Raw genomic sequence first — 22203 nt, 5'->3', positions numbered from 1 at the left:
GGAGGACGCCCCCTCCCCGGCCACCCGGCGCTCAGCCGATCCGGCGCAGGGCCTCGGCCAGGCTGGACAGGCCGACCGGGCCGAGTTCAAGGGCGGAGGTGTGCCAGCGGCGCAGGTCGAAGGCGGCGCCCAGGCGCGTCCTGGCCTCCTGCCTGGCGGCCAGCCAGGCCCGCTCCCCGAGCTTGTAGGAGATCGCCTGGCCGGGCCAGCCGAAGTAGCGGACGATCTCGGCGTGGATGCGGTGCGGTTCACACCTGCCCCGCTCGCCCAGCACCTCGCAGGCCTTGGCGAAGGTCCACCGCGACCCGTCGGGCAGCGGCAGGTCCAGATGGACGCCGATGTCCACGACGACCCTGGCCGCCCGGAGCGCCGACCCGGCGAGCATGCCGAGGCGGGTGCCCGGCTCGGTGAACCAGCCCAGCTCGTCGGCCAGCCGTTCGGCGTACAGAGCCCAGCCCTCCCCGTGCCCGCTCACCCAGGAGTTCCTGCCGAAGCGGGACAGGCTCTCCCCGGCCACCTTGGTCGCGCCGAACTGCAGATGGTGCCCGGGAACGCCCTCGTGGAAGACCGTGGTCAGCTCCGGCCAGGTCTCGAACCGGTTCCTGTCCTCACTGACCGGCCACCACGTACGGCCCGGCCGCGACAGGTCCTCACTCGGCGAGGTGTAGTAGGGCGCCCCGGAGGAGGAGCCGACGGCCAGCGTGACGTCCACCCGGCGCAGCGGCTCGGCGATGTCGAAGTGGGTGCCGTGCAGCCTCTCGACCGCCCTGTCGTGACGTTCCTGAAGCCAGTCGCGGTAGGCGTCGCGGCCCACGACGTACTGGGTGTCGTTGAGGATCTCCGTCGCCTCCTCGACCGAGGCGCCCGCCTTGACCCGGTCGGCCTCGACGGCGAGCTCGGTCTCGATGCGTTCGAGCTCGGCCCAGCCCCACTCGTAGGCGTCCACCAGGTCGATGTCGGCGCCCAGGCTGATCCTCGCGGCCGCCGCGTAGCGCTCGGCGCCCACCGCGTCGGCCTCCTCGGCCATGGGCGCGTAGTCGTCACGCAGGTAGCGGGCGATCCGGGCGTAGGCGGCGTGGGCGGCGGCGACCCCCCTGGCCAGATCCTGCCGGACCGGCCCGTCGCCGTACCGGGCGAGCAGCGGATTGTGGGTGCCGCCGTCGGCCAGCAGCCGGGCCTGGGTCGCCGACTCCAGCGCCTGGCGGCGGGCCGCCCGCAGTCCCCTGGACAGGCCGGTCTCCAGGCTCGTCCGCCAGCCGTCCAGCATCTCGGGCATCGCCGCCAGCCTGGCCGCCACGTCACGCCACTCGTCGTCGGTGCCGTTCGGCAGGAGGTCCACGCTGTCACGCAGGTCGTTGACGAGCCCGAAAGGCGCCTGCACCGCGCGCAGCGGCTCGCCGAGTTCGTGCCAGGCGCGTTCGGCCTCAAGACGTTCACGCAGATGGGCGGCCGCCCGCACATCCGCCTCACCCTGGGGGCGCAGGGTGGCGAGCCTGGTCAATGTCTCGCTGATCAGGGCGGCCCGCGCGGCGTGGCCGTCCGGGCCGTAGTCCGACGCGGCGGCGAACTCGACGGCGATGCCCGCCGCTCCGGCGGCGACCGGGTCGAGCGCCGCCGAACGCGAAACATATTCATCACAAAGAGAGAAAATGGGACTGGTCACGCGGGAACTTTAACCAACCTGACCTGCGGCTAATCGCCTGTCGCATAACGTCCTGACCCTTATAAGAGGAAGCTATCCCCTGTGGTGGCGGCGCGTTATACCCTCCATATGAAATAGGTTATATCTCCTAAGAAATGGCCGTTATCGCCTCCAGAAAGAGCGGCGTTTTCCGGTACGGCCCAGCTCCTCCAGCCCTTCGAGGGTCTCGCGCCACAGGTCCTCCACGTCCCCGCCCGCCCGGAGCCGTGCGACCAGGGCCTCAAGCCCGGCGTGACCGCCCAGGGAGACCGCCAGGGCGGCGAGCCTGCCCGCCAGGTCCTCCAGATGACGCAGCCGGTCGGCGGCGGGCAGGGACGCCGCCTCCCGCAGCCCGCGCAGCTCCCCGGCGAGCAGCTCACCGAGCGGCGCGGGTGCGGGAGGAGCCACCGGGGCGGGGCCGGCGAGCCGGGGGCGGGGGCCGGGCGCGGCGACACGTGGAGCAACGGAGCGCGGAGCGGCGGCGCCCGGCGCGGGAGGCGGGACGGGGGCGCCCCCGAAGCTCGCCGCCGCGAACCCGGGCGCGGCGCTCATGGGGGCGGCCATCCCGGTCAGCGACATCGGCGCCGCCGCCGGGGGAAGCGGCCGCTCCCACCCGCTGGGCGGCTCGACCGGCTGGATCACCCGGTGCCCGGGGCCGTCCTCGGCCACCACCCGGCTGTCGACCGCGACGAACGCGGTGAACCGGCAGAGCACGCCGTACCTCAGGGAGACCGCGACGATCTCCTCCTCCAGGGAGTGGTCCCCGGCGGCGTAGCGGTCCTCAAGCGCCCGCAGGCGCTCCCGCGCCCAGATCGCCCGGGTCGCCCCGGTGGCCGGGCCGTCCGCCACGCTCCCCGCGACCCGCCGCCGCCAGGCGTTCCCGGCGGCGTCGGTCCCCCGTACGGCCAGCGAGCCCTCGGCGGCGCCCCGGTAACGTCCCCTGACGACGAGCGGGACCCCCGGGTAGAGCGAGTCGAGACGGCTGACGCCGTCCGGGAGCAGGCCGAGCCCGTCGGCCTCCAGGGACAGGCCGGTGACCACAGGAGAGCCGATCCTGCGGTGGATGTGCTCCATGGCCTCGTCGAGCCTGTCCTCCGACTCGACCAGCTCGCACCGGCCCGCGCCGATCCCGGCCAGCCTGCTCAGGAACCCGGCGTTGACCGCTCTGTCGATGCCGACCGTGTGCACCCGCGTCCCGGCCAGGCGGGGGGCGAGCCGTTCCAGGATCTGGTCCTCGTTGCCGACCTGGCCGTCGGTGACGAGCACCAGGACACGGTCTCTCCCGCCTCTCCCGCCGGAGGCGAGCAGACCGGCCGCCCGTTCGAGGGGGGCCAGCATCTCGGTGCCGCCCCGCGCCTCAAGACGCGCCAGGTGCTCGACCGCGCGGTAGCGGTTGCGGTCGCTCGCCTCGGACAATCCCTCGCCGAGTCCCTCGGGACCCTCGACGACGGTGTCGAAGGACAGCACCGCGAACCGGTCACCGGTGGTGAGCGTGTCGACGATGCGGGCCGCCGCGCGCCGGGCCGCGACCATCTTCCAGCCGGTCATGCTGCCCGAGCGGTCCAGCACCAGCACGACGTCCTTCGCCCTGTCCGTGACCTGGGCCGGGCCCGGCACGACGGTCAGGGTGAACGTGCCCTCCCCGGAACCGTCCTCGGGGTCTTTCCCGGGGTCGGGGACCAGGGCCAGCGAGGTCGAGGCGTCGAAGGCCAGGCGCAGGACGAAGTCGCGGTCGAGACGCTCGCCGGGGCGCAGCCGTACGGTGTTCCCCTCCTCCTGGACCACGTGCAGGCTGGAGCGGATCTCGCGCAGGTCGAGACCGGCGGGGTCGATGGAGACGGCCAGCGACAGGCGGACCGGGTCGGGGAATCCGGGCAGCAGCACCGGGGGTGTGATCCGGGAGGCGTCGGGCACCGCGTCGGTGTCGCACGCCCAGCCGTCACCCGCCCGTTCACCGTCCAGCGGGGCGCCGGGGACGTAACGGGGAGCGACGACCAGCGGGAAGCGGAAGGTCGCCGCGCCGTCCTCGTAGGGGAGCGGCTGGTCGAGCCCGAGGCGTACGGTGACCCGCTCGCCGGGCACGATGTTGCCGACCCTGATGGTGAAGACGTCGGGCCGGTCCTCCTCGGCGATCGCGGCCCGCCTGCCCTCGGCGACGGCCTGGTCGTAGTCGGCCCTGGCCTGGCCGCGCTCCTTCAGGACGCCCTCGACGACCCGGCCGTCGGCCTCCATCGTGAAGGAGGTGACGGCGGCGCGGTCGGGCAGCGGGAAGACATAGGTCGCCTCAAGCGCCACCTCGTGCGGGTTGCGGAAGGTCTGGACGACCTCGACCCCCGCGGCGAGGCCGCAGACGCCCGCGGTCACCTCGACGCTCTCCAGCGGCAGATTGCCCCGGTCGGTGACGAGGGCCCCGAGACCGGCGCCGGGGACCGGCTCGCACTCCTCGGGGCGTAGCGCCGTGATCTCGGTGATCATGGTTGGTTCCCTCCGTGATCGGGGTTGTCGGGTTTGCCGGGGATGCCGGGGACAAGGCCGTGCTCGCGCAGCACCGCCAGGAGCGTCTCCGCGGCGGCGCCGATGTCGGCGAGCGCGCCGGGGGAGAGGGGATGTCCGCCGTCGAGCAGCAGCGTCACCCCGGCGGCCAGCCGTACGCCGTTGACCTGGGCGGGGACGGGCCGCGCCCGCGGCCGGGGGGCGGATGTCCTGGGTGGTTCGGCCCAGAACCTCGGGCGCGCGCCTCCGCCGCCCGCAGGGCCCGCAGGAGGGCCCGGCGAGCTCGGAGAGGCCGGCGAGGGGAGGTCGGCGACGGCCTCAAGGGTCTGGTCGCTCGCCCCGGCCAGCTCGGCCTGGATCTCGGCGATGGTCAGCCCCTCGGCCTGGCGGCGTTTGACGGCGACGAGCTGGAGCAGGTGACGCCTGCCGTACAGGGCCACGCGGCCCCGGCGGGACGCGGGCGGGTCGAGCAGGCCGATCGTGGCGTACCACCGGATGAGGCGTTCGTTGGGCACGTCCCTGACCCGCCCGTTGAGCTGGGCGGTCGGGGACAACGCGGCGGAGGCCCGCTCCGCCAGCTCACCGATGGTCCATTCCATATGACGATAGTGACACTGTCACAATGACAGTGTCAACATAAGGGCCATATTGATGGGTAGGGACGTTTCCGTACAAAACGGAAACCGATCCTGCAAGCAGGGGGAGGACACCACATGTCCGCGATCACCAGTTCGCTCAAGGGCGAGGACAAGAAGGTCGTCATCACCGCGCTCCAGGGCGCGCTCGTGGATCTTCTGGAGCTGTCGCTGCTGGGCAAGCAGGCCCACTGGAACGTGATCGGCCACCATTTCCGCTCGCTGCACCTGCAGCTCGACGAGATCGTCGCCTCGGCCAGGGAGTACGCCGACACCGTCGCCGAACGGGCGGTCGCTCTCGGGGGCAACCCCGACGGGCGCGCCTCGACGCTCGCCAAGACCAGCGAGCTGCCGGAACTGGAGGCCGGTTACATCAACGACGGCAAGGTCGTCGCCGCGATGACGGACATCCTCGGATCGATCATCCGCAGGATGCGTGAGCGCGTCGAGGCGACCGAGAAGGCCGATCCGGTGACCCAGGACATCTTCATCGAGATCACCCAGAAACTGGAGGAACAGCACTGGATGATCGAGGCCCAGCGCTAGGACCTGTTCCGTGGGTCGCCGCCTGGGCGGCCGCGGTGGACGTGAGGATCCACAGAACAGGTGCCGTATCCGCTCGGGGGCGCTCCGGACCGTCGTGGCCGGGGCGCCCCCGCGTCATCGGAAGTCGGCACGGTTCGCGCTCGCCCACTCGGCGAACTCGCGGGCGGGGTGGCCGGTGATCCGTTCGACGGTGTTGGTGACGGGCGCGGGAACGCCGACGGCCGAGGCGGTCACCTCAAGGAGCGTCCGCAGGACCGGCTCGGGCATCCGGGGGTCGCGCCGTCCGAGCGCCTGCTCCACGGTCAGCTCCTCCACCTCGACGGGCGCGCCGACGGCCTCGCCGAGGGCCGCGACGACCTCACGCAGGCGCATCGACCGGGGGCCGGTGAGCACCTGCCTCCGGCTCCGGTGCGTCTCCTCGGTGAGCAGGCGCGCGGCCACCTCGGCGACGTCGTCGATGTGGACGGGGTTGACCTGCGCGTCGGGATGGGCGATGCCGACCCGCCCGGTGGCGCGGATCTCCCCGGCCCAGTCTCGGCGGGCGTTGGTGGCCAGCCAGCTCGGATACAGCACGGTGTGCCGCAGGCCGGACTCCTCCAGCGCCCGCTCGGCCGCCCGGTGGACGAGGCCGATGGGCCGGTCGTACTCCCCGGCCTCGTAGGCGGCGGGGGAGGACAGCAGCACGACGTGCCGCACTCCCGCCTCGGCGGCGATCCTCAGGAAGGCGCCGGTCTCGCCTCTGGTGGGGTAGAGGAACATCGTCTCGACGCCCCGCAGGGCCTGCTCGGCGCCGCGCGGGTCGGTGACGTCCAGCTCGGCGGGCTCGGCGCCCTCGGGCAGCCGCAGTGCGGAGGTGTCCCTGGCCGAGCCGCGCACCCGGTGGCCGCCCTCGGCGAGCAGGGTGAGGAGACGGCCGCCGATGTTGCCCCGGGCGCCGGTGACGAGGATGGTCATGATCGATTCCCCCTGTACGGCTACGATGGATTTGCTTTGAAAGCCAAATACCTTTGTTCGCAAAGGTAATTTGTGAGGGGTGGGGCATGTCAAGCGGAGACGAGGGGCCCGGACTGGGCGTCGACGACGCGATCCGGGCGTTGCTGCTGCTCATGCCGCGCATGGTCGGGCGGGTGAAACGGCTGCCGGTCCCCGAGCCGCTCCAGTCGCTCGCGCTGGGGCCACGGCATCTGTCGCTGCTGTCCTACCTGCTGTTCGACGGGCCGATGACGGTGAACGAGCTGGCCGCGCGCCTTGAGGTCGCGCCGACGACGGTGAGCCTGATGGTCGGTGAGCTGAGCCGCAAGGGCGTCCTGGAGCGGCGCGAGGACGACGACGACCGGCGCCGCAGGATCGTCAGCATCGCCGCGGCCGGTCGCCCGGCGATCGACGACTGGCTGGCCAGGGGGGCCGTCGCCTGGCGCAGGGCGCTCGAACCGCTCACCCCGGAACAGCGCCGGATGTTCCTCGACACCCTGGGCGCCTACCAGCGCGCCGTCGAGGAACTTTCGTGACCGGGCGGCCGGTAATGTGACGACTGTGGCAATGGGCAACGCGGCTCGCAGACTCGCCCCGCTGGGCGGGCTGCTGCTGGTCGCCGCCGTCCTGTGCGGACTGATCGTCATGCACGGGGTGCAGCCCTCGCCCGGCCCGGCACCCACGGCGAGCGTTCTGACCATGGGGTTCGGCCCCGCCTCCGGCGCCGGTGCCCCGATGCCGGACTCCTCCCACGAAGGTCACATGGGCGGCCAGGTCTGCCTGGCCTTCCTGCTCACCGGAGCGGCACTCCTGCTCCTCGCCGCCGTGACGGTTCTCGGCCGGCCGGTGCCGACGCGGGCCCGCTCGCTCGTTCGGGGGCTGCCGCGCGGGCCCACCGCCCGCCCCAGAGGGCCGACCCTCGCCCAGCTTTGTGTGATCCGGGTGTAGAAGCCGCACTCGGCGGTCCGTTCTGGCCGTCGAGCGCCGACTTCTCATTCACCTTGTTGAACACGAAGGGTGTTCGTCATGAAGCGCATCGTCATTCTCGCACTCGTTCTCGCGGCGGCCGGTCTGCCGGTCACCGGCTGTGGCTCCGCCGGGCGCACCACACTCGCCGTGGAATCCGCCCCGGACGCGCCGGCGGCCTCCACTCCGGCCGCCGACCACAACGGCAAGGACGTCATGTTCGCCCAGATGATGATCCCCCACCACCGCCAGGCGGTGGAGATGGCGAAGCTGGCCGAGGGCCGGGCCGCGAGCGACCAGGTCAAGGAGCTGGCCGGGAAGATCGAGGCGGCCCAGGAGCCGGAGATCCGGACGATGAGCGGCTGGCTCACCGCCTGGGGCGCGCAGGTGCCGGGTGAGCGGGGCATGCCCATGGACCACGACATGCCCGGCATGATGTCCGGCCAGGCCATGGAGGAGCTCAAGGGGCTCAAGGGCGCCGCCTTCGACAGGGCGTTCCTGACGATGATGATCCAGCACCACGAGGGCGCCGTCGCCATGGCCGGGCAGGAGCAGGCGGAAGGCGTCCACGAACCGGCCAGGCGGATGGCCGCCGACATCGTCGCAGGCCAGTCGGCGGAGATCGCCACGATGAGGCGGCTGCTGCGATAGCCCCGGGGGACCGGGCGCCCGCCGCGCAACCCGTACGGCGGGCGCCGTCCCCGGACCAGGGCATGGGATAATTCTGCAGGTCAGGCAGCTTCGCCTGCTTCCCCCCTGACCGAGTGACAGGGGGAGCGGGCATGGACATCATTCCTCGGGCGGTCGTCATCCCCAAGGAGACCGACCATCTCGAACAGGGTAAGTACGGCCCCGTCTTCCCGAGGACCCCGGCGTGCTACGGGTTCACGATCATCGCCGACGTCAAACCGGGGCGGGCCGAGGCGATCAGGGACCACGGCCACACCCTGGCCAGGGCGCTGGAGGCCGACCCGCACCTGCTGGCCCCGCTCAAACTGCACTACCTGCGCTGGGTGCTCTTCGACGACGACACGCGTTTCATGTACCAGGGGATCTTCGACACCGACTTCGACAAGTACACCGAGGACGCCGTCGCGCTGTTCACCATGTCGGGGGTGAGCACGGCCTTCGAGAACCTTGAGGGCTTCCCCGAGGACTGGCGGACCAACCCCGAGGCGTTCGTCAGGTTCGTCCGCGAGCACCACTGCCCGAGCTTCATCGAGTACGGGGAGTACCCCTACGTCACCGCCGACGAGATCAAGAAGGCGCTGCGGATCAAGAGCGCCCTGTCGGAGATGCTCGACCAGATGCAGTGAGATCCGAGCCGTGAGCCGCCAGGGCGGGCCGGGCGCCAGGCGTGTCCCGCCGTACAGGGGAGACGAGATGAGCCGGTCAGCGACCGCACGCACCTACAACCAGAACCACGTGCCGCGTCCGTACACCCCCGGTGGGCGGCGGGTGAGCGTCTACGTCTCGTGGAGCTATCCGGCGGAGGCGGGCAGGAACCCGGCCGAGCTGGACAACCGCTTCTCCACGATGACCGAGGTCCGGCGGACGGCCTGGCCCGCCTACGAGGATCCGAAGTGGTCCGATCCGCTGCGCTTCCAGCAGGGTGTCGCCGGATCCCTTGAGCTGTTCTTCTGGGGCTGGCTGCCGTTCCAGCGGTTCGCCGAGGAGGTCACCGGGCACCCGGTGCCGGTGTACCAGCGCGTCGACCAGGCGGGCTTCCCCACCCCGCTGGACGAGCGGGTGCTGGCCGACACCGACACCCTGCTGGTGTTCGGGCTGGACCACATGATCACCGGGCAGGAACCGGCGCCCGAGGAGGTCGAGGCCGTTCGGGCCTTCCTCGCCCGGGAGGGGACCCGCCTGGTGCTGGGGCCGCACCACGACGTCGGGGCCTCCGACGACCTGGCCGTCCGTGAGAGGGAACACCGCCACCACGGTGACCCCCTGGTGCCCCGGCAGCAGCGCTTCGCCCGGTACCTGCGCTCCCTGATGGGAGAACTCGGCATCCCGGTGGAGAACCGCTACGGCCTGCGCCCCGCGGTGAGCGGACCCAAGCAGATCGCGCCCCTGACCATCGCCCGGGACCTGGACGGCGCGGGATGGCTGGAGGGGGTGACCACCCTCAACTTCCACATGCATCTGCCGCACTACGCCGTGACGACCGACGACCCGGACGTCGTCCGTGTGCTGGGCCGGCAGCCGATCGACCTGACCCGGCCGACGCATCCCTTCACCGAGGAGGGCAACACCGAGTTCGACGTGGTCCTGTGGATGCCCCCGGGCGGCGACCGGGCCGGTGACGTGCTGCTGGCCGACTCCACGGTCTTCAGCTCGCTGTTCGGCGGCGACGAGAGCCTGCGCGCCTTCTGGCGGAACATCGTCACGGACCGGAGGGGGACATGACCGGGCGGGCGGTGGCCGTACTCGAACTCGACGACATCCAGCGTGGGGTGCTCAGCCCCCGGCCGAGCCCGTACGCGGCGACCTACGTCCTGTTCCGCATCGACGACCGCGCGCACGGCCGGGAGCTGATGCGGCGCCTCAGCACGGCGGTCACCTCGGCCGCCGACACGACCAGCCCCTTGGGGGAGACCTGGGTCAGCGTCGCGCTCACCCACCACGGCCTGGCGGCGCTCGGGGTGCCGAGGGAGTCGCTGGAGACCTTCTCCTGGGAGTTCGGGCAGGGGATGGCCGCCCGCGCCCGCGCGCTGGGCGACGTCGGCGAGAGTGCCCCGGAGAACTGGGAGACCCCGCTGGGCACCTCCGAGGTCCACGTGGTGCTGGTGGCCCTCGCCCCCGACGGCGCGCGGCTGGAGGCGGCCCTCGGCCGCGCCCGGCCCGCCTACCACGCCCTGCCGGGCGTCACGGCGATCTGGCGGCAGGACTGTCACGCGCTGTCCACCGAGACCGAGCCGTTCGGCTACCGCGACGGCATCAGCCACCCGGCCGTCGAGGGCAGCGGCATCGCCGGGTCCAACAGCCTGGAGACGCCGCTCAGGGCCGGGGAGTTCGTGCTCGGCTACCCCGACGAGCTGGGTGGTCTCCAGGTCCCGCAGCCCGAGGTGCTGGGGCGCAACGGCAGTTACGCGGTCTTCCGCAAGCTTCACCAGCGCGTCGCCGCGTTCCGGCGTTACCTGCGTGACAACGCGGCCGATCCGGCGGACGAGGAGTGGCTGGCGGCGAAGATCATGGGCCGCTGGCGCAGCGGCGCCCCGCTGGCGCTCAGCCCCGGCCACGACGATCCCGGTCTGGGCGCCGATCCGTCCCGTAACAACGTCTTCGGCTACGAGCGGGACGACCCGGCGGGGTTCACCACTCCCGGCGGCTGTCACATCCGCAGGGGCAATCCCCGCGACGCGGCGGTGGCGGGCGTGCCGAGGCTGCACCGGATGATCCGGCGCGGCACCGCCTACGGCCCGCCGCTGCCCGAAGGGGTGCTGGAGGACGACGGGGCCGACCGCGGGCTGATGTTCGCCTTCATCGGGGCGCATCTCGGCAGGCAGTTCGAGTTCGTCCAGTCCGAGTGGATGAACGACGGCGTCTTCTTCGGCGCGGGCGGCGCGCGCGACCCGGTCGTCGGCTCCGGTGACGGCTCCGGCGACTTCACGATTCCCCGCAGGCCGCTGCGGCGCTGCCTGAGGGGACTGCCACGGTTCGTGGTCACACGCGGCGGTGAGTACTGCTTCATGCCCTCGCTGAGTGCCCTGCGCTGGCTGGGCGAACTCGGCGGCTGACGCACGGCGCAGGGCCGGAGGTTCCATGAACGCGCTGCAGCCACTGTTCAACGCGATCACCGTGATCTTCATCGCGGTCACCATGTTCGCCGGGGGCCTGGCGACCACGTTGTCCGCCTTGCGGGCGGTCCTCACCGACCTGCGGTTGCTCGCGCTGGCCCTGCTGGCCAACCTGGTGGCCGTCCCGTTGCTCGGCTGGGGCCTGGCGGCGCTGTTCGCCCTGCCCACCGCGGGTTTCATCGCCCTGATCCTGGTCGCGGCCTCCCCGGGCGGGCCGTTCGGGGCGAAGCTGAGCGTGGTGCAGAAGGGGGATGTGAGCGCGGGTACGGCGACGCAGGTGCTGCTGGCCGCGGTGGCGAGCCTCACCTTCGGCCCGATGAGCACGGCCGTCCTCAGCGTGGCCGACGTCGGCGCCAGGATCTCCCTGGACGTCGCCGCGCTGGTGCGGACCGTGGCCGTCCTGCAACTGGTGCCGTTCGCCGTGGGGCTGGTGGTGCGTCACTGCGCGCGCTCCACGGCGCGTTCGTGGCACCCGGTCGCCGCCCTGGTGTCGAACGTGACGTTCCTGATGGTGCTGGCCGGCATGCTGCTGGGCAGCTGGCACGACGTCGTCGCGCTGCTGGGCTCGCGCACCCTGCTCGCGGGGTTCGTCCTGGCCGTGGCCGCCTTCGCCGCCGGCACCCTGCTGGCCACCGGGCCGTCCGCGCGCCGTACCACCATGGGGTGCGTCACGGCGGTGCGCAACGTGGGGCCTCCGCTGGCCGCCGTCGGGATCGCCTTCGACGACGCGCAGGCCATCCTGGGAGCGCTCGCCGCGGTGCTGATCAGCGGCCTGGTGGCGGTCCTGCCGATCGCCGCGGTGCTCGGTCACCGGCGAGGCGACCTCACCTGAGGAACCGGAGGTCAGAGCAGGCGCTCCAGGAAGACCATGACCGTCATGGTGACGATGCCGGCGACGATCAGATCGACGGACCAGCGCAGGTTGCGGTGCTTGGTGCGGGCGACCCGGGCGATCCACAGGGCGTCGGTCGCCAGGAACAGCTCGTAGTCCGAGGCCTCGGTGTTCATCCGCTCGATCAGGGCCTGTGGTGTCGGCACGTCGGCGTAGCCGAGGACCCGTAGCCCGCCGCGTCTGGGGGACAGCGGGCGGATGGTGAACAGGATCAGTGTGACCGCCACGGTCAGCAGGATCAGCGCCAGGACGACACCGAAACGCCCGATGCCGGGGAAGCGGGCCGGGCCGGTGAGGATGAGGGTGACGAGCACGCCGTAGGCGACGCCCGCCCATGACAGCAGCAGGCCCGCTCTCTTCTCGCTCGCGCTGATCAGCTCGGCGCGGGCGGAGACGACGGCGGCGTCGAGCCGTTCCCTGAGGAGCGGGGACATGGATGCGTGTCCCGCGCGGCTGCCGTTCCCGGAGCGGCCACTGGATGTCACCGGTTCGTGGGTCATGCCTCCCCTTTTCTCCGCCTGGCTCCGGGGGTGCGAACGGGCGTACGCCGGGTTTCAACCACTGTAGGAGGGGGCGAAGCGGGTGATGTCAACGTCGTGGTAAAGCGTTCGTGCCGCCCAGGGAATGAAACGTGACGCCCTGATTCGTCACGGACTCCTCGGGGCGTGTGTATGGCTTCACCGGATCGGCAGGCGGGCGGTCATTCCTGGAGCCTCGCCTCCCGGCCCGGCCGGCGCCAGGTGTGAATGACGGATGGAACGCCGTGGAGGTTCCTTTACGCTCCCATGCCAATGCTGAGCGTGACCGTTGGTGCGGTGGTAGCGTGACATTGCCTTCACAAAAGCGCAAGCTTACGAAAAAAGGCAGTTGAGAATATCCGTATTTACCTGGAATTGGTCCCATAGGGGGAAACGGTCGCAAAGGAGAGTGAGATGGCCGCGAAGAGAGGGCCGACGCTGCGGGCGCAGTGGCTCGGAAAGCACCTGAAGGAGTACCGCGACGCGGCCGGGCTGACACTCAGGCAGGCGGGTGACCATCTCCAGCGTGACGCGGCGACCATCAGCCGCCTTGAGTCGGGCATCATCCCGGCCCGGGTGTCCGACGTCATGGCCCTGCTCAACCTGTACGAGATCGACGACGAGCGGATCCGCGACGGGCTCGAACAGCTCAGCCGTGACATCTGGCGCAAGGGCTGGTGGGACGGCTTCTCGGCCGACTCCCTCGGCGGCATGCTCGACCACGCCTGGCTGGAGGCCCGGGCCAGGGCCGTCCACTCCTACGCGGCGATGGTCGTCCCCGGCCTCCTCCAGACCCGTGACTACGCCTCGGCGATCATCACGGCGGGGGCCACGGGGGCCTCCGCCCGTCAGGTCGAGCAGTGGATCGCGTTCCGGATGGCCCGGCAGGACGTGCTCGACGGGGAGGCGCCGCCGAAGCTGGTGATCGTCCTCGACGAGGGCGTGCTTCACCGGGCGGTCGGCGGCCCGAATGTGATGCGTGCTCAGCTGGAGCACCTTTTCGCGGCCGTCTCCAGGCCGAATGTGACCCTTCAGGTCCTGCCGTTCGCGATCGGGGCGCACGCCGGAGTGGACGGCGCCTTCACGGTTTTCCGCATGCCCGAGCCCTACTCCGACGTGACATACGTGGAGACCAAGGCAGGGGCCGTCTACACCGAGGCGGACGGTGCCGAAAACTTCGTCCAGGCATACGATTCGCTGCTGAACGCCGCGCTTACCCCGGATGATTCCGCGACCGTTATCAAGAACGCGGTCGACCGATTCAAATGAGACGACAGGGAGAAGCAGATGATCACCCCCGAGGAACTGTCGGGTGTCGCCTGGCACATCAGCTCGAAGAGCCCCGACACCGGCGGTCAGTGTGTGGAGGCCGGACCGCTGGCGGACGGCAGCGGCCGGGTGGCGGTGCGGCACAGCCGTCGCCGCGACGCCGAGGTGATCGTCTACACCCGTGCCGAATGGCAGGCGTTCGTCGGCGGCGTCAAGGACGGTGAATTCGACTTCCCGGTCTCCTGACCGGTGCCTGACGGCGGCGCCCCTCGCCCTGGCCGGGCTCCCGGGAGACGAAGGACCCGGCCGGGCGGCACGGCGCGGGCGACGTCCCCGGCGGCCGTCACGCGCCGGGCCTCCAGCCGACCGGGTCGCGGGTGCCGTACCCGGGACGCCGCCGCGTCACCCGGATCGGTTCCGTCGCGGACGTCAAGGCCTCGTGGAACTCCTGAGCCACTCCTGCCGGGTGATCGCGTACTCGACCTCGCCGTGCTCGCTGCCGGGAAGCGGCTCCTCCCACTCCAGATGGAACGTGCGGACGTGCCGCATGCCGACCGAGGCCATCGTCGCGCGGGAGGCGGCGTTGACCGCCATCGTCTCGGCGAAGACACGGTTCAGCCCGAGATCCTCGAAGCCGTGCCGGAGCAACTCCCGTGCGCCCTCGCTGGCCAGACCCTGACGCCAGTGACGGCGCAGGAGGCGGTAGCCGAGCTCGGCCTGCCCCTCGACCGGACCCTGGTCGGCCCGCTGCGGTGGTTCGAGGATCCACCAGCCGACGAACCGCCCGTCCACGGAACCGGCCCAGAACCCCAGGCCCGGCACCCGGTCCGCGGCGGCGAGCCGTTTCCGGTGGAAGCGCTCGACCTCCTCGCGGGTACGGGCCCGGCCTTCGAGATAACGCATGACCTCGGGGTCGGAGTCGAGCTCCACCTCGTCCTCAAGGTGCTCGTCGGCCAGCGGGACGAGAAGGATGCGGCCGGTGCGTAACGTCGCCTGGGACATGAAAGACATTCTCCCCGACGTTACCCGGACATGAGGGCCAAGATCGCGATGGCGGCCAGGGTGCAGGGCAGGAGGATCGAGACGGCGAGGACGGCCCGCCGGGCGGCCACGTAACCGACCGGCACGAGGCCGTCCCGGCGCGGTGACACCCGCCACGGCCTGCGGGGATCGGCGGTCACCGGGCGCCCCTCGGGCAGCTCGTCCGGTACGGCCAGCGGCAGGTCGACCAGCCAGGCGACCAGCCGGGCGACGGCCACGGCGTCGGAGGGAAGGCCCGACGCCAGGTAGCGGGTCTCGCCCGCCGTGGAGGACAGCTCCCTGACCATGTTCCCCATGCCCATCGTGCGGAGCCAGCCGGACACCTCACCGTCTCCCGGGCCTGCCCCCCGGCCGACGCCCGTCCGCACCAGCAGGTCGGCCTTGCTGACGACGACCGCGACCCGCCGCTGCCCGCCCCCGCCGGGACGGGAGGCGAGCTCGTTGCGTACCCGCTGGAAGGTGTCGGCCGGGTCCTCCGAGGAGAAGGAGACCCCGGCCGCGGTGAGCATGTCGCGTTCGGCCGTGGTCAGGCCGCCCCGTACGAGTGGCAGTGCGAACGGGTCGACGACCAGGACCATCCGCTCCCCGTGTGTCAGGTAGCCCATCGCCTCGACCGCGGCCGCCCCCGTGTAGTGCTCGCCGGAGGGGTCGAACAGGTACATGATCCGGTTCCCCCTGCGGGACCCGGTGGGAAGCGAGACGTCCAGCGTCATGGCCGTCGGCAGGGGAGTCGGTGTCTTGGACACCCTGCCCTGCCGCATCTCGTCCCGGTGGCGGGTGAAGGCGAGGCCGTCCTGACGGGTCACGAAGCTCGCCCGCCCGCCGTTCGCCTCGACCGCGGCGTGCAGCGCGGCGATCGCCAGCGTCATGAACGTCGTCTTACCCGCGTCGGGGCCGCCGACGAACGGCAGCGGCTCGGCCCTGGCCCGTCCCGTCCTCGGCGACAGCGGCCTGCCGCACCCGGGGCAGTACCCCGCCAGCCGGTATCTGCCGAGGAGGATCGTCGTGGGGAGCCGGGCACCGCACACGCACACGTGCCGGAACGCGCCGTCCCCGTTGGGGCGCAGCCGCCGGTGCCGTTCCCCGCAGGAGGGGCAGGCGTACTCGGGAAGCGTCAGCCGTTCGTAGCAGTCGGCGTTCTGGCAGACCTGCAGGACCCGGTGGACGGCGGTGAAGGCCAGGTCCAGGCCGCGCAGCACCAGGACGCAGGGCAGCCACACCAGCAGGACCACGCCCGCGACCAGCGCGTACGCCGCGAACGACACGGCCAGGGCGAAGGCGAGCACGACCATGGCCAGCACGACGCCCGTCTCGACGCCGAGCCACAGCGGGAACAGGAAGTACACCTGCGGCCGTTCCCGCCACCGCTGCCCGACCCAGTCCCGGACGGCCCCGGCCCTGGCGACGACGACCGGGCGACTCGCCCTGTCCAGCGCCGCCCAGTCACGCCATATCTGCCGCAGCGCGTAGATCCGGTAGGCGGGATCCCCGCCCTGGCCGCCGGGGCGGGGAACCGTGGCGGCCGTACGGGAGAGCAGCACCCGGCAGGACCGGTGGACGTGGTACCCGGCGGCGGTGAGGACCGTGACCGCCAGCGCAGGCCCGGCACCGGCGAGGAAGGGGAACACGACGACCGCGATCACGACCCAGATCGACACGGCTCACTCCCGCTTCCACACCAGCCGGGGACGCAGGCGTTCCCACAGGGCGGTTCGCGGGCGCACCAGCTCCTCGTAGCCCCGCAGGAGGTCGGGGTCGTGGGCGAACCTGGCCCGCACGGAGCCCAGGGGCGACCCGCGCGCCCATGCGTCGAGCCGTTCTGATCCGGCCCCGCCCAGCCGCAGCCTGACCGTGACCTCCAGGAGCCTCGCCTGCTCCTCCCGCGACCTGACGCGTCTCAGCCACAGGTCGACCAGCCACGCGGCGGCCCGGCGGGAGGCGGTCATGACGACCTTCGCCCGGAACTCGGGCCCTCGGGCGTCCAGGACTCCCAGCACCGCCTTCGCCACGGCCCCGCGCAGCTCGGGACCGGCGGTCTCCCTGGCGTCGAGGAGCCTTTCGAGCGGTCCGGCCAGGTCACCGGGCCGGACCGCGCCGGAGATCTCCGCGACGACGACCACCAGCTCGGCGCTCCCGGCGGGAGCGGTCGGCGTCACCAGTCTCGCCAGCCTGGCCGTCTCCTCCCGCGGCCCGCCGCTGAGGAACGCGCGCCCCGGCAGCTCCGCCAGGACCGGGGAGACCCCGGCCGAGGCGCCCAGCCGTTCCGCGAGCGCCCCGCACTCGGCAGGCGTCGGCGGCCCGGCCCAGATCTCGCGCAGCACCGTGTCACGTCCGGGTTCCGGCGCCAGCCGTACCAGCCGTTCCGTCGCGTCGATCCGGCCGAGCGCGCCGCGCCGCACCAGGCGGTTGAGGACGGCCGCTCCGGTACGCGGGGCGCGTGTCAGGTCGGCGGGCGCGAGCAGGTCGCAGACCTCGTCGGTCAGCAGCCGGGCCCGCACCTCCTCGGGCGCCGTCTCCAGCCCGGCGAGCGCGCCCTCGACAAGCCTGCCGCGCCAGCCGTACGGCATCCGCCCCGCGGCACGCCGGAGATCACCCGCCCCGGCACGGACGAGCGCGGCGGCCCGGCGTTCCAGGTCGCGCCCCGGTACGGCCAGCCCCGCCTCGGCGGCGAGCAGCGCCACGGCGGCGAGACCGGTCAGGCTCTCCGCCCCGCCCAGCGCGTCCCGCACCCGGGGTTCGAGCGCCCGGCGGGTCGCCGCGCGCAGCCGTACGGCGGGCAACGGCAGCTCGGGGTCCCGCAGGGCCAGCGCCACGCACCGGGCCGCGCAGCGGTCGGCCGTGTCCGGCGGGCCGGTCGCGCTCGCGGCGGCGGCGAGCTCGTACTCCATCCGGCCGGCGGCGCCCTCCAACGCCCGCCACACCCAGGCGGGAAGACCGGCCTCCAGCAGACGTGCCGCGTCCAGCTGCTCGGCGCGGGTGACGGTGACGTCGCCGTCGCAGAAGGCCATGAGGGCCGCGGCGGCCTCGGGGTCGGTACGGCCCAGCTCGGCCATGCCGTCCAGCGCGGCCATGTCCATCCGCCGCCAGCGGTCCACGACCGTACGGGCCAGGCGGCCGGTCCCGGGGCCGGCCGCGGGCCGGGTGAGATCGACCACCTCGGCGTCCAGGTCGGAGGGGAGCCAGACGTCCGGCGTGGTCCCCACGATGATCTGCGAGGCCGCCGCCGGATCGGCGCTGTAGGTGGCGAACGACAGGCCGAGGGCGACGGCCTGCGGCAGCGAGTAGGAGATCACGGTGATCCACCGGACGATCTCCTCGACGTCCCCGGCCACCAGGACCAGCCGTCCGTGCCCCCGGGTCAGGGCCCGCACCGTCGTCTCCAGCAGGAAACCGAGCCGGGCGTAACCGCCGTCGCCCTGGCCCGCGAGCCACTCCCCGAGGGATTCGGGGTCGGCCGTGCCGCCGGGGACGATCTCGGTCAGCTCGGGCAGAGCCGTCTCCGGGGAGTCCTTCCAGAAGGGGGCCCGCCAAAGCTCCACCGGTCTCAGGCCGGTCAGCTCGCCGGGGGAGACCACCAGGGCGTGCCCGAGGAAGTTGCCGTAGCGCCCCGAGTAGTCCCGGCCGAGATGGACGCAGCGGGTCAGCACCCGGTGGGAGCCGAGGAGGTCGTAGGTCAGCGCGACGGGGAAACGCGACGCCTCCCGCTCGGTCGGGGCGAGCGGGGCGCCGGGCGGCGGCCGGTAGGTCAGCAGAGGGGCGACACGCGACCGCAGGCCCTCGGGCAGCCCCGGTGTCTCCGCGACGAACTGGAACCCCGCCCGGCCCGTCGGGCCCGCCGCCACCGAGGTGTAGTGCAGCTGCCAGGCCACCGCCTCACCGCCCCGCGCGCAGTATGCCGAACCGGTACAGCAGCCACAGCAGCGGATCCTCGACCCGGTAGGGGCGCACGCCTCCCGGCCCGACCCTGCCGGTCCCCAGGTCGGGCTCCCCGCCGAGGGCGGAAAGCCCGAACAGCGCGTGGCCGGTGTAGTGCTGGCCCAGATACCGGTCGATCGCGCCCGCCTGCCACCGGTCGAGCAGCGCCCGCACCTGCTCGTGCACCGCCTCCCGGTCGTCGAGGTCGAGACGGCCGGTGCGGGGCCGGGCGCGGTGCAGGGCCGACTGGCGGCCGAACTCGGGCCGCAGCGCGTCGATCTTGCTGAGCGCCACCGCCACCGGGATCCGCAGCCGCCGCGGGAACCACCCCGAGAGCCACCCCGAACGGTGCCGTTCGCGCAGCAGTTCGGTGACCCTGGCGAGCACGTCGAGGGGGTCGTCGCCGGGGTCGCCGTTCACCGGGGGGCCCGCGCCGGGAAGCCCGAGCGGGTCGAGGAGGACGACGACGCCGTCCGCCGCGCCGAGGTAGGACAGGTACAGCTCACTGCGGTCGCGGCTGCGCAGGTCCTCACCCGCCGCGTCGAACAGGACCAGCGCCAGCGAGCGCGTCCTGTCCCACCTGATCCGGAACTCCCGCCCGAACAGCCGCACCGCGCGGTCGAACGACCAGACGGTCCTGGACAGCAGATAGACCAGGGGCCCACCGGGGTCGGTCTCCGCCGAGCGGGTCGCGCCGAGCAGCCGGTTCTCCTCGTAGAGCGGGCGGGCGAAGTCACGCCGGTAGCGTTCGATGGTCCGTTCGTCGCAGCCCATGAGGGTGGTGTTCAGCTCCTCGCCGACCTGGTTGGCCAGTTCGTGCAGCAGGACGGTGAGGTAGGTGCTCTTCCCCGAGCCCTTCGCCCCCACCAGGGCGACGATCCTTCCCGGCCGCCGGCAGTACTCCGCGGGCAGCGGGCCGTGGCACCGGGGGCAGACCCGGCGGCCGGTCGGCCGGTGACAACGGGGACATTCGGCCCGGCTCCCGGGACGGGGCACCGCGAACGCGGGAGGCAGCGAGACCCCCGAGGACGAGCCGAGATGGCGGGCCAGGACCTCGTCGGGCTCGGGGTCGCAACCTCCCCTGCGCCCCGAGGCTCCGACGCACCGGAACTCGATCCGGCCGGGCCGCAGCCTCGCGAAGCAGTGCGGACAGGTGACCACGGCTCACCCCACCCTCAGCCGCCGCACCGGCGGATCGACGAGTTCGGCCTCGCCCTCGGCGAAACAGCGCAGCCAGTACGGCCCCGCCCGGCCGGGCCCCGGCGCCTCCAGAGTGACCGGGACCTCCAGGTCGCTCCACTCGGCCAGGACGACGCCGTCGGCGGCGGAAACGGGCTGGACGCGGCCCCGCCGCAGCACGAGAGACAGGCGTGCCAGCCGTACGGGGCGTTCGCAGGTGAACGTGAGCACCAGGCGGCGCCGCCAGGGCGGTCCCTGCCACATCACGTCGTAGCGCACCGGCGGCCTGGCGGGCAGCCGTACGGAGGACACCGGCCCGAAGACGTGTCCCCCCTCAAGGAACAGGGCCGGGGCCACCTCGACGGTCAGCTCCTCGTCCTCGGGGACGGTCAGCCGGACGCCGCCCCGGCCGCGGTAGAGCGCGGAGGAGACGATCCGCTCCCGGCCGTTCCAGCGCACCAGCGCCTCGCTCACCTCGGGCGGCCAGGCGAACCCCACGTACACGACCTCGCCCCGGCGTTCGGCGGTGAGACCGGCGACGGGCGGCAGGCTCACGTGCTCACGGTGGCCGCCGATCGTGGCCAGACCGCCCAAGACGGTCACCGCGAACAGGACGGCGCCGACCCCGGCGGGCCGGACCGTCAGGCCGTCCCGGTGCGGGGAGGAGGGCACGGTACGACTCGCCGCGCGCAGGCCGGCCACCGGGACCGTCGTTCCCGGCGGCCAGGGCGGCTCACCCGGCAGGGCGACGATCTCCAGGACGCCGGTCGTGGGCGCCTGGCAGCGCACGAGGAACGCCCCCGGCTCCTCGGGGTCGGGTTCGAGGGCGAACGCGCGGACCGCCTCCGGGCGCAGGAGGAGTGGTTCGGCGCCCGAGGGCGCGGCGGCGGCCTCGCCCCGGCGGGCGACCACCTCGTAGCGCAGGGCGGTGTCGACGGCGGGGGCCTCGTCGAGGAGGGAACATCCGGCGACGACGGCCAGCGGGACGCCGTTCCTGCGCACCTCGTAGCCGATCTCCCCGACCCTGGACGCCGAGGGCTCCCACGAGACCAGGACGCCCTCCGCGCACGCCTCGGCCGTGACCGGCCCGGCCGGGTGCGGGGCCAGCCTCGCCTGGAGCTCCCCGGCCTCCGGCAGGCCGGGCACGCTCGCCAGCGCGTCCCGCAGCATCAGCCAGGCCCGGTCGGGGTCCGTGCCGTCCCGTACGGCCTCGTCCCTCAGGCGCACGGCCGTGTCCAGCCTGGTCTGGGCCTCGGCCACCAGGTCGCCGACCTCTCCGGCGATCGCGGCCACGTCGAGGGTCCGCGCGAGATCGACGGCGCCGACGACGTCCCCTCCGTCGATCAGCTCCTTGAGCCGGGCCGCCGTGTCACCCGGCGCGCCGCCGTACCGGCTCTCGTGCCGGACCGCGAAGACCAGCCCGCGCGCCTCGTCGAGGGCCAGGCCGAGACGGCCGACGGCGTACCGCACGAGGGTGCCGTCGTCGGCGTGTTCGCGGGCCCGCTCCCGCACCCGGGTCACGAGGTCGTGACGCACCAGCTCAGCCGGGTCGGGTACGGCGCCCAGCGCGGTCAGCACGGTCTCGGCCTGGGTCGTCAGCGTCCCCCTCGGCTCGGCCGCCCACCTCGCCCGCACCCCTTCGAGGGCGTCACCGCCGAGCGGTGTCCCGTCCGGCAGGGAGAAGCCGCCGAGCACCCGCGTATCCCGGCAGGCGTCACCGAACACGAAACGCGCCAGATGCCGTTCGCCCAGCGTGTCGAGGGCCGCGCGGACCTCGCCGTAGCCCGCGTACGGCGGGGCCTGCGGCAGCCGGTCGGGCTCGCGCGCCTCGATCCTGAGCTCGCCGCACAGCGCGAGGGTCTCCTCCGCCCCGAGTCCGGTGTCCCGCGCGATGCGTTCCACGACGTCGGGAAGGACCAGGCGCAGGCGGCCCGCGGCGGCCCGCAGACGCTCCTCGGCGTCCGCGCGCCGCCTGGCCGCGTGCTCCGCCGTCTCCGCCAGGGCCGTGCGCAGCGGGCCGAGATCCCCCCGTTCGGCCGCGGAGAAGATCTCCCGGTACCTCCCCTGGTCGTCGGCCTCAAGCCGGTTGACGAGCCGTTTGAACTTCAGCTGCCCCCTGGCCAGCCGCCAGCTCTGCCGTACCCGCCTGACGGTCTCGGTGACCTCGGCGGCGCTCATCGTCTCGTCCACCCGGTAGCGCGCACGCGGATCGTCGGGGAGCGCGCCACCGGGTCGGCGGGCGGGTTCGAGGACCTCCTCGACGTACCGGTCGTGGTCGAAGGCCATCGGGGCC

20 protein-coding genes are annotated in these 22203 nt (G+C 72.8%); 10 read left to right on the top strand and 10 right to left on the bottom strand.

The annotated features are described in order from the left end of the window. Window positions 1–31 precede the first annotated feature (31 nt). The 3 genes from ABZ470_RS06875 to ABZ470_RS06865 form a co-directional block, all read right to left on the bottom strand. Window positions 32–1663, bottom strand: a complete 1632-nt coding sequence (locus tag ABZ470_RS06875; protein WP_352008871.1) for a DUF885 domain-containing protein — start codon at window positions 1661–1663, stop codon at window positions 32–34. Between the two features lie 141 nt (window positions 1664–1804). Then, window positions 1805–4156 (bottom strand): VIT domain-containing protein, encoded by a 2352-nt coding sequence (locus ABZ470_RS06870; RefSeq protein WP_362910504.1) that lies wholly within the window; start codon window positions 4154–4156, stop codon window positions 1805–1807. Beyond that, window positions 4153–4773, bottom strand: a complete 621-nt coding sequence (locus tag ABZ470_RS06865) for a MerR family transcriptional regulator (RefSeq protein WP_362910502.1) — start codon at window positions 4771–4773, stop codon at window positions 4153–4155. The genes ABZ470_RS06870 and ABZ470_RS06865 overlap by 4 nt, the downstream gene beginning before the upstream one ends. Window positions 4774–4887: 114 nt before the next feature. On the opposite strand from ABZ470_RS06865, the gene ABZ470_RS06860 reads away from it, so the two are divergent. Beyond that, the gene (locus tag ABZ470_RS06860; RefSeq protein ID WP_352008874.1) at window positions 4888–5355 is read left to right on the top strand and encodes a DNA starvation/stationary phase protection protein; all 468 of its coding nucleotides are present in this window, start codon (window positions 4888–4890) and stop codon (window positions 5353–5355) included. Between the two features lie 114 nt (window positions 5356–5469). Here ABZ470_RS06860 and ABZ470_RS06855 read toward each other — a convergent pair whose 3' ends face one another. After that, window positions 5470–6309, bottom strand: a complete 840-nt coding sequence (locus ABZ470_RS06855) for an NAD(P)H-binding protein (protein ID WP_362910500.1) — start codon at window positions 6307–6309, stop codon at window positions 5470–5472. An 86-nt stretch (window positions 6310–6395) separates the two neighbouring features. On the opposite strand from ABZ470_RS06855, the gene ABZ470_RS06850 reads away from it, so the two are divergent. The 7 genes from ABZ470_RS06850 to ABZ470_RS06820 all read left to right on the top strand — a co-directional run bounded on the left by ABZ470_RS06850 (window position 6396) and on the right by ABZ470_RS06820 (window position 11928). Further along, entirely contained in the window at window positions 6396–6863 is a 468-nt protein-coding gene (locus ABZ470_RS06850) for a MarR family winged helix-turn-helix transcriptional regulator (protein WP_362910498.1), read from the top strand. Window positions 6864–6894: 31 nt separating this feature from the next. Continuing rightward, window positions 6895–7275, top strand: a complete 381-nt coding sequence (locus tag ABZ470_RS06845) for a DUF6153 family protein (protein WP_362910990.1) — start codon at window positions 6895–6897, stop codon at window positions 7273–7275. 78 nt (window positions 7276–7353) lie between these two features. Further along, window positions 7354–7944, top strand: coding sequence for a DUF305 domain-containing protein (locus ABZ470_RS06840; protein WP_362910496.1), 591 nt, complete (start codon window positions 7354–7356; stop codon window positions 7942–7944). A 131-nt stretch (window positions 7945–8075) separates the two neighbouring features. After that, window positions 8076–8609 carry a hypothetical protein gene (locus ABZ470_RS06835; protein ID WP_352008879.1) on the top strand — a complete coding sequence of 178 codons (534 nt, stop codon included), beginning with the start codon at window positions 8076–8078 and terminating at the stop codon, window positions 8607–8609. 67 nt (window positions 8610–8676) lie between these two features. Then, window positions 8677–9705, top strand: a complete 1029-nt coding sequence (locus ABZ470_RS06830; RefSeq protein ID WP_352008880.1) for a hypothetical protein — start codon at window positions 8677–8679, stop codon at window positions 9703–9705. Then, entirely contained in the window at window positions 9702–11036 is a 1335-nt protein-coding gene (locus ABZ470_RS06825) for a peroxidase (RefSeq protein ID WP_362910494.1), read from the top strand. The genes ABZ470_RS06830 and ABZ470_RS06825 overlap by 4 nt, the downstream gene beginning before the upstream one ends. 25 nt (window positions 11037–11061) lie before the next feature. After that, window positions 11062–11928: a bile acid:sodium symporter gene (locus ABZ470_RS06820; RefSeq protein ID WP_352008882.1), complete on the top strand. Its 867-nt coding sequence runs from the start codon at window positions 11062–11064 to the stop codon at window positions 11926–11928. Between the two features lie 11 nt (window positions 11929–11939). On the opposite strand, the gene ABZ470_RS06815 is transcribed toward ABZ470_RS06820, so the two are convergent. Next, entirely contained in the window at window positions 11940–12422 is a 483-nt protein-coding gene (locus ABZ470_RS06815) for a Pycsar system effector family protein (protein WP_362910491.1), read from the bottom strand. Window positions 12423–12920: 498 nt separating this feature from the next. On the opposite strand from ABZ470_RS06815, the gene ABZ470_RS06810 reads away from it, so the two are divergent. Next, entirely contained in the window at window positions 12921–13775 is an 855-nt protein-coding gene (locus ABZ470_RS06810; RefSeq protein WP_362910489.1) for a helix-turn-helix transcriptional regulator, read from the top strand. An 18-nt stretch (window positions 13776–13793) separates the two neighbouring features. Continuing rightward, entirely contained in the window at window positions 13794–14021 is a 228-nt protein-coding gene (locus ABZ470_RS06805) for a DUF397 domain-containing protein (protein WP_352008885.1), read from the top strand. Between the two features lie 183 nt (window positions 14022–14204). On the opposite strand, the gene ABZ470_RS06800 is transcribed toward ABZ470_RS06805, so the two are convergent. From ABZ470_RS06800 to ABZ470_RS06780, 5 genes are read right to left on the bottom strand one after another with little or no spacing between them, the layout of a single operon-like run. After that, a complete protein-coding gene (locus ABZ470_RS06800) occupies window positions 14205–14777 on the bottom strand; it encodes a GNAT family N-acetyltransferase (protein WP_362910488.1) in 573 nt (190 codons plus the stop codon). Window positions 14778–14797: 20 nt separating this feature from the next. After that, window positions 14798–16474: a hypothetical protein gene (locus ABZ470_RS06795; RefSeq protein ID WP_362910486.1), complete on the bottom strand. Its 1677-nt coding sequence runs from the start codon at window positions 16472–16474 to the stop codon at window positions 14798–14800. A gap of 3 nt (window positions 16475–16477) precedes the next feature. Next, window positions 16478–18685, bottom strand: coding sequence for a hypothetical protein (locus ABZ470_RS06790; RefSeq protein WP_362910484.1), 2208 nt, complete (start codon window positions 18683–18685; stop codon window positions 16478–16480). Between the two features lie 4 nt (window positions 18686–18689). Then, a complete protein-coding gene (locus ABZ470_RS06785; protein WP_362910482.1) occupies window positions 18690–19892 on the bottom strand; it encodes a hypothetical protein in 1203 nt (400 codons plus the stop codon). 3 nt (window positions 19893–19895) lie between these two features. Then, entirely contained in the window at window positions 19896–22196 is a 2301-nt protein-coding gene (locus tag ABZ470_RS06780) for a hypothetical protein (RefSeq protein ID WP_362910480.1), read from the bottom strand. Window positions 22197–22203: the final 7 nt, after the last annotated feature.

The sequence above is a fragment of the Streptosporangium sp. NPDC020072 genome, from assembly GCF_040631445.1.
Lineage (GTDB): Bacteria > Actinomycetota > Actinomycetes > Streptosporangiales > Streptosporangiaceae > Streptosporangium.
This window is presented reverse-complemented; position numbering and strand designations above follow the sequence as displayed.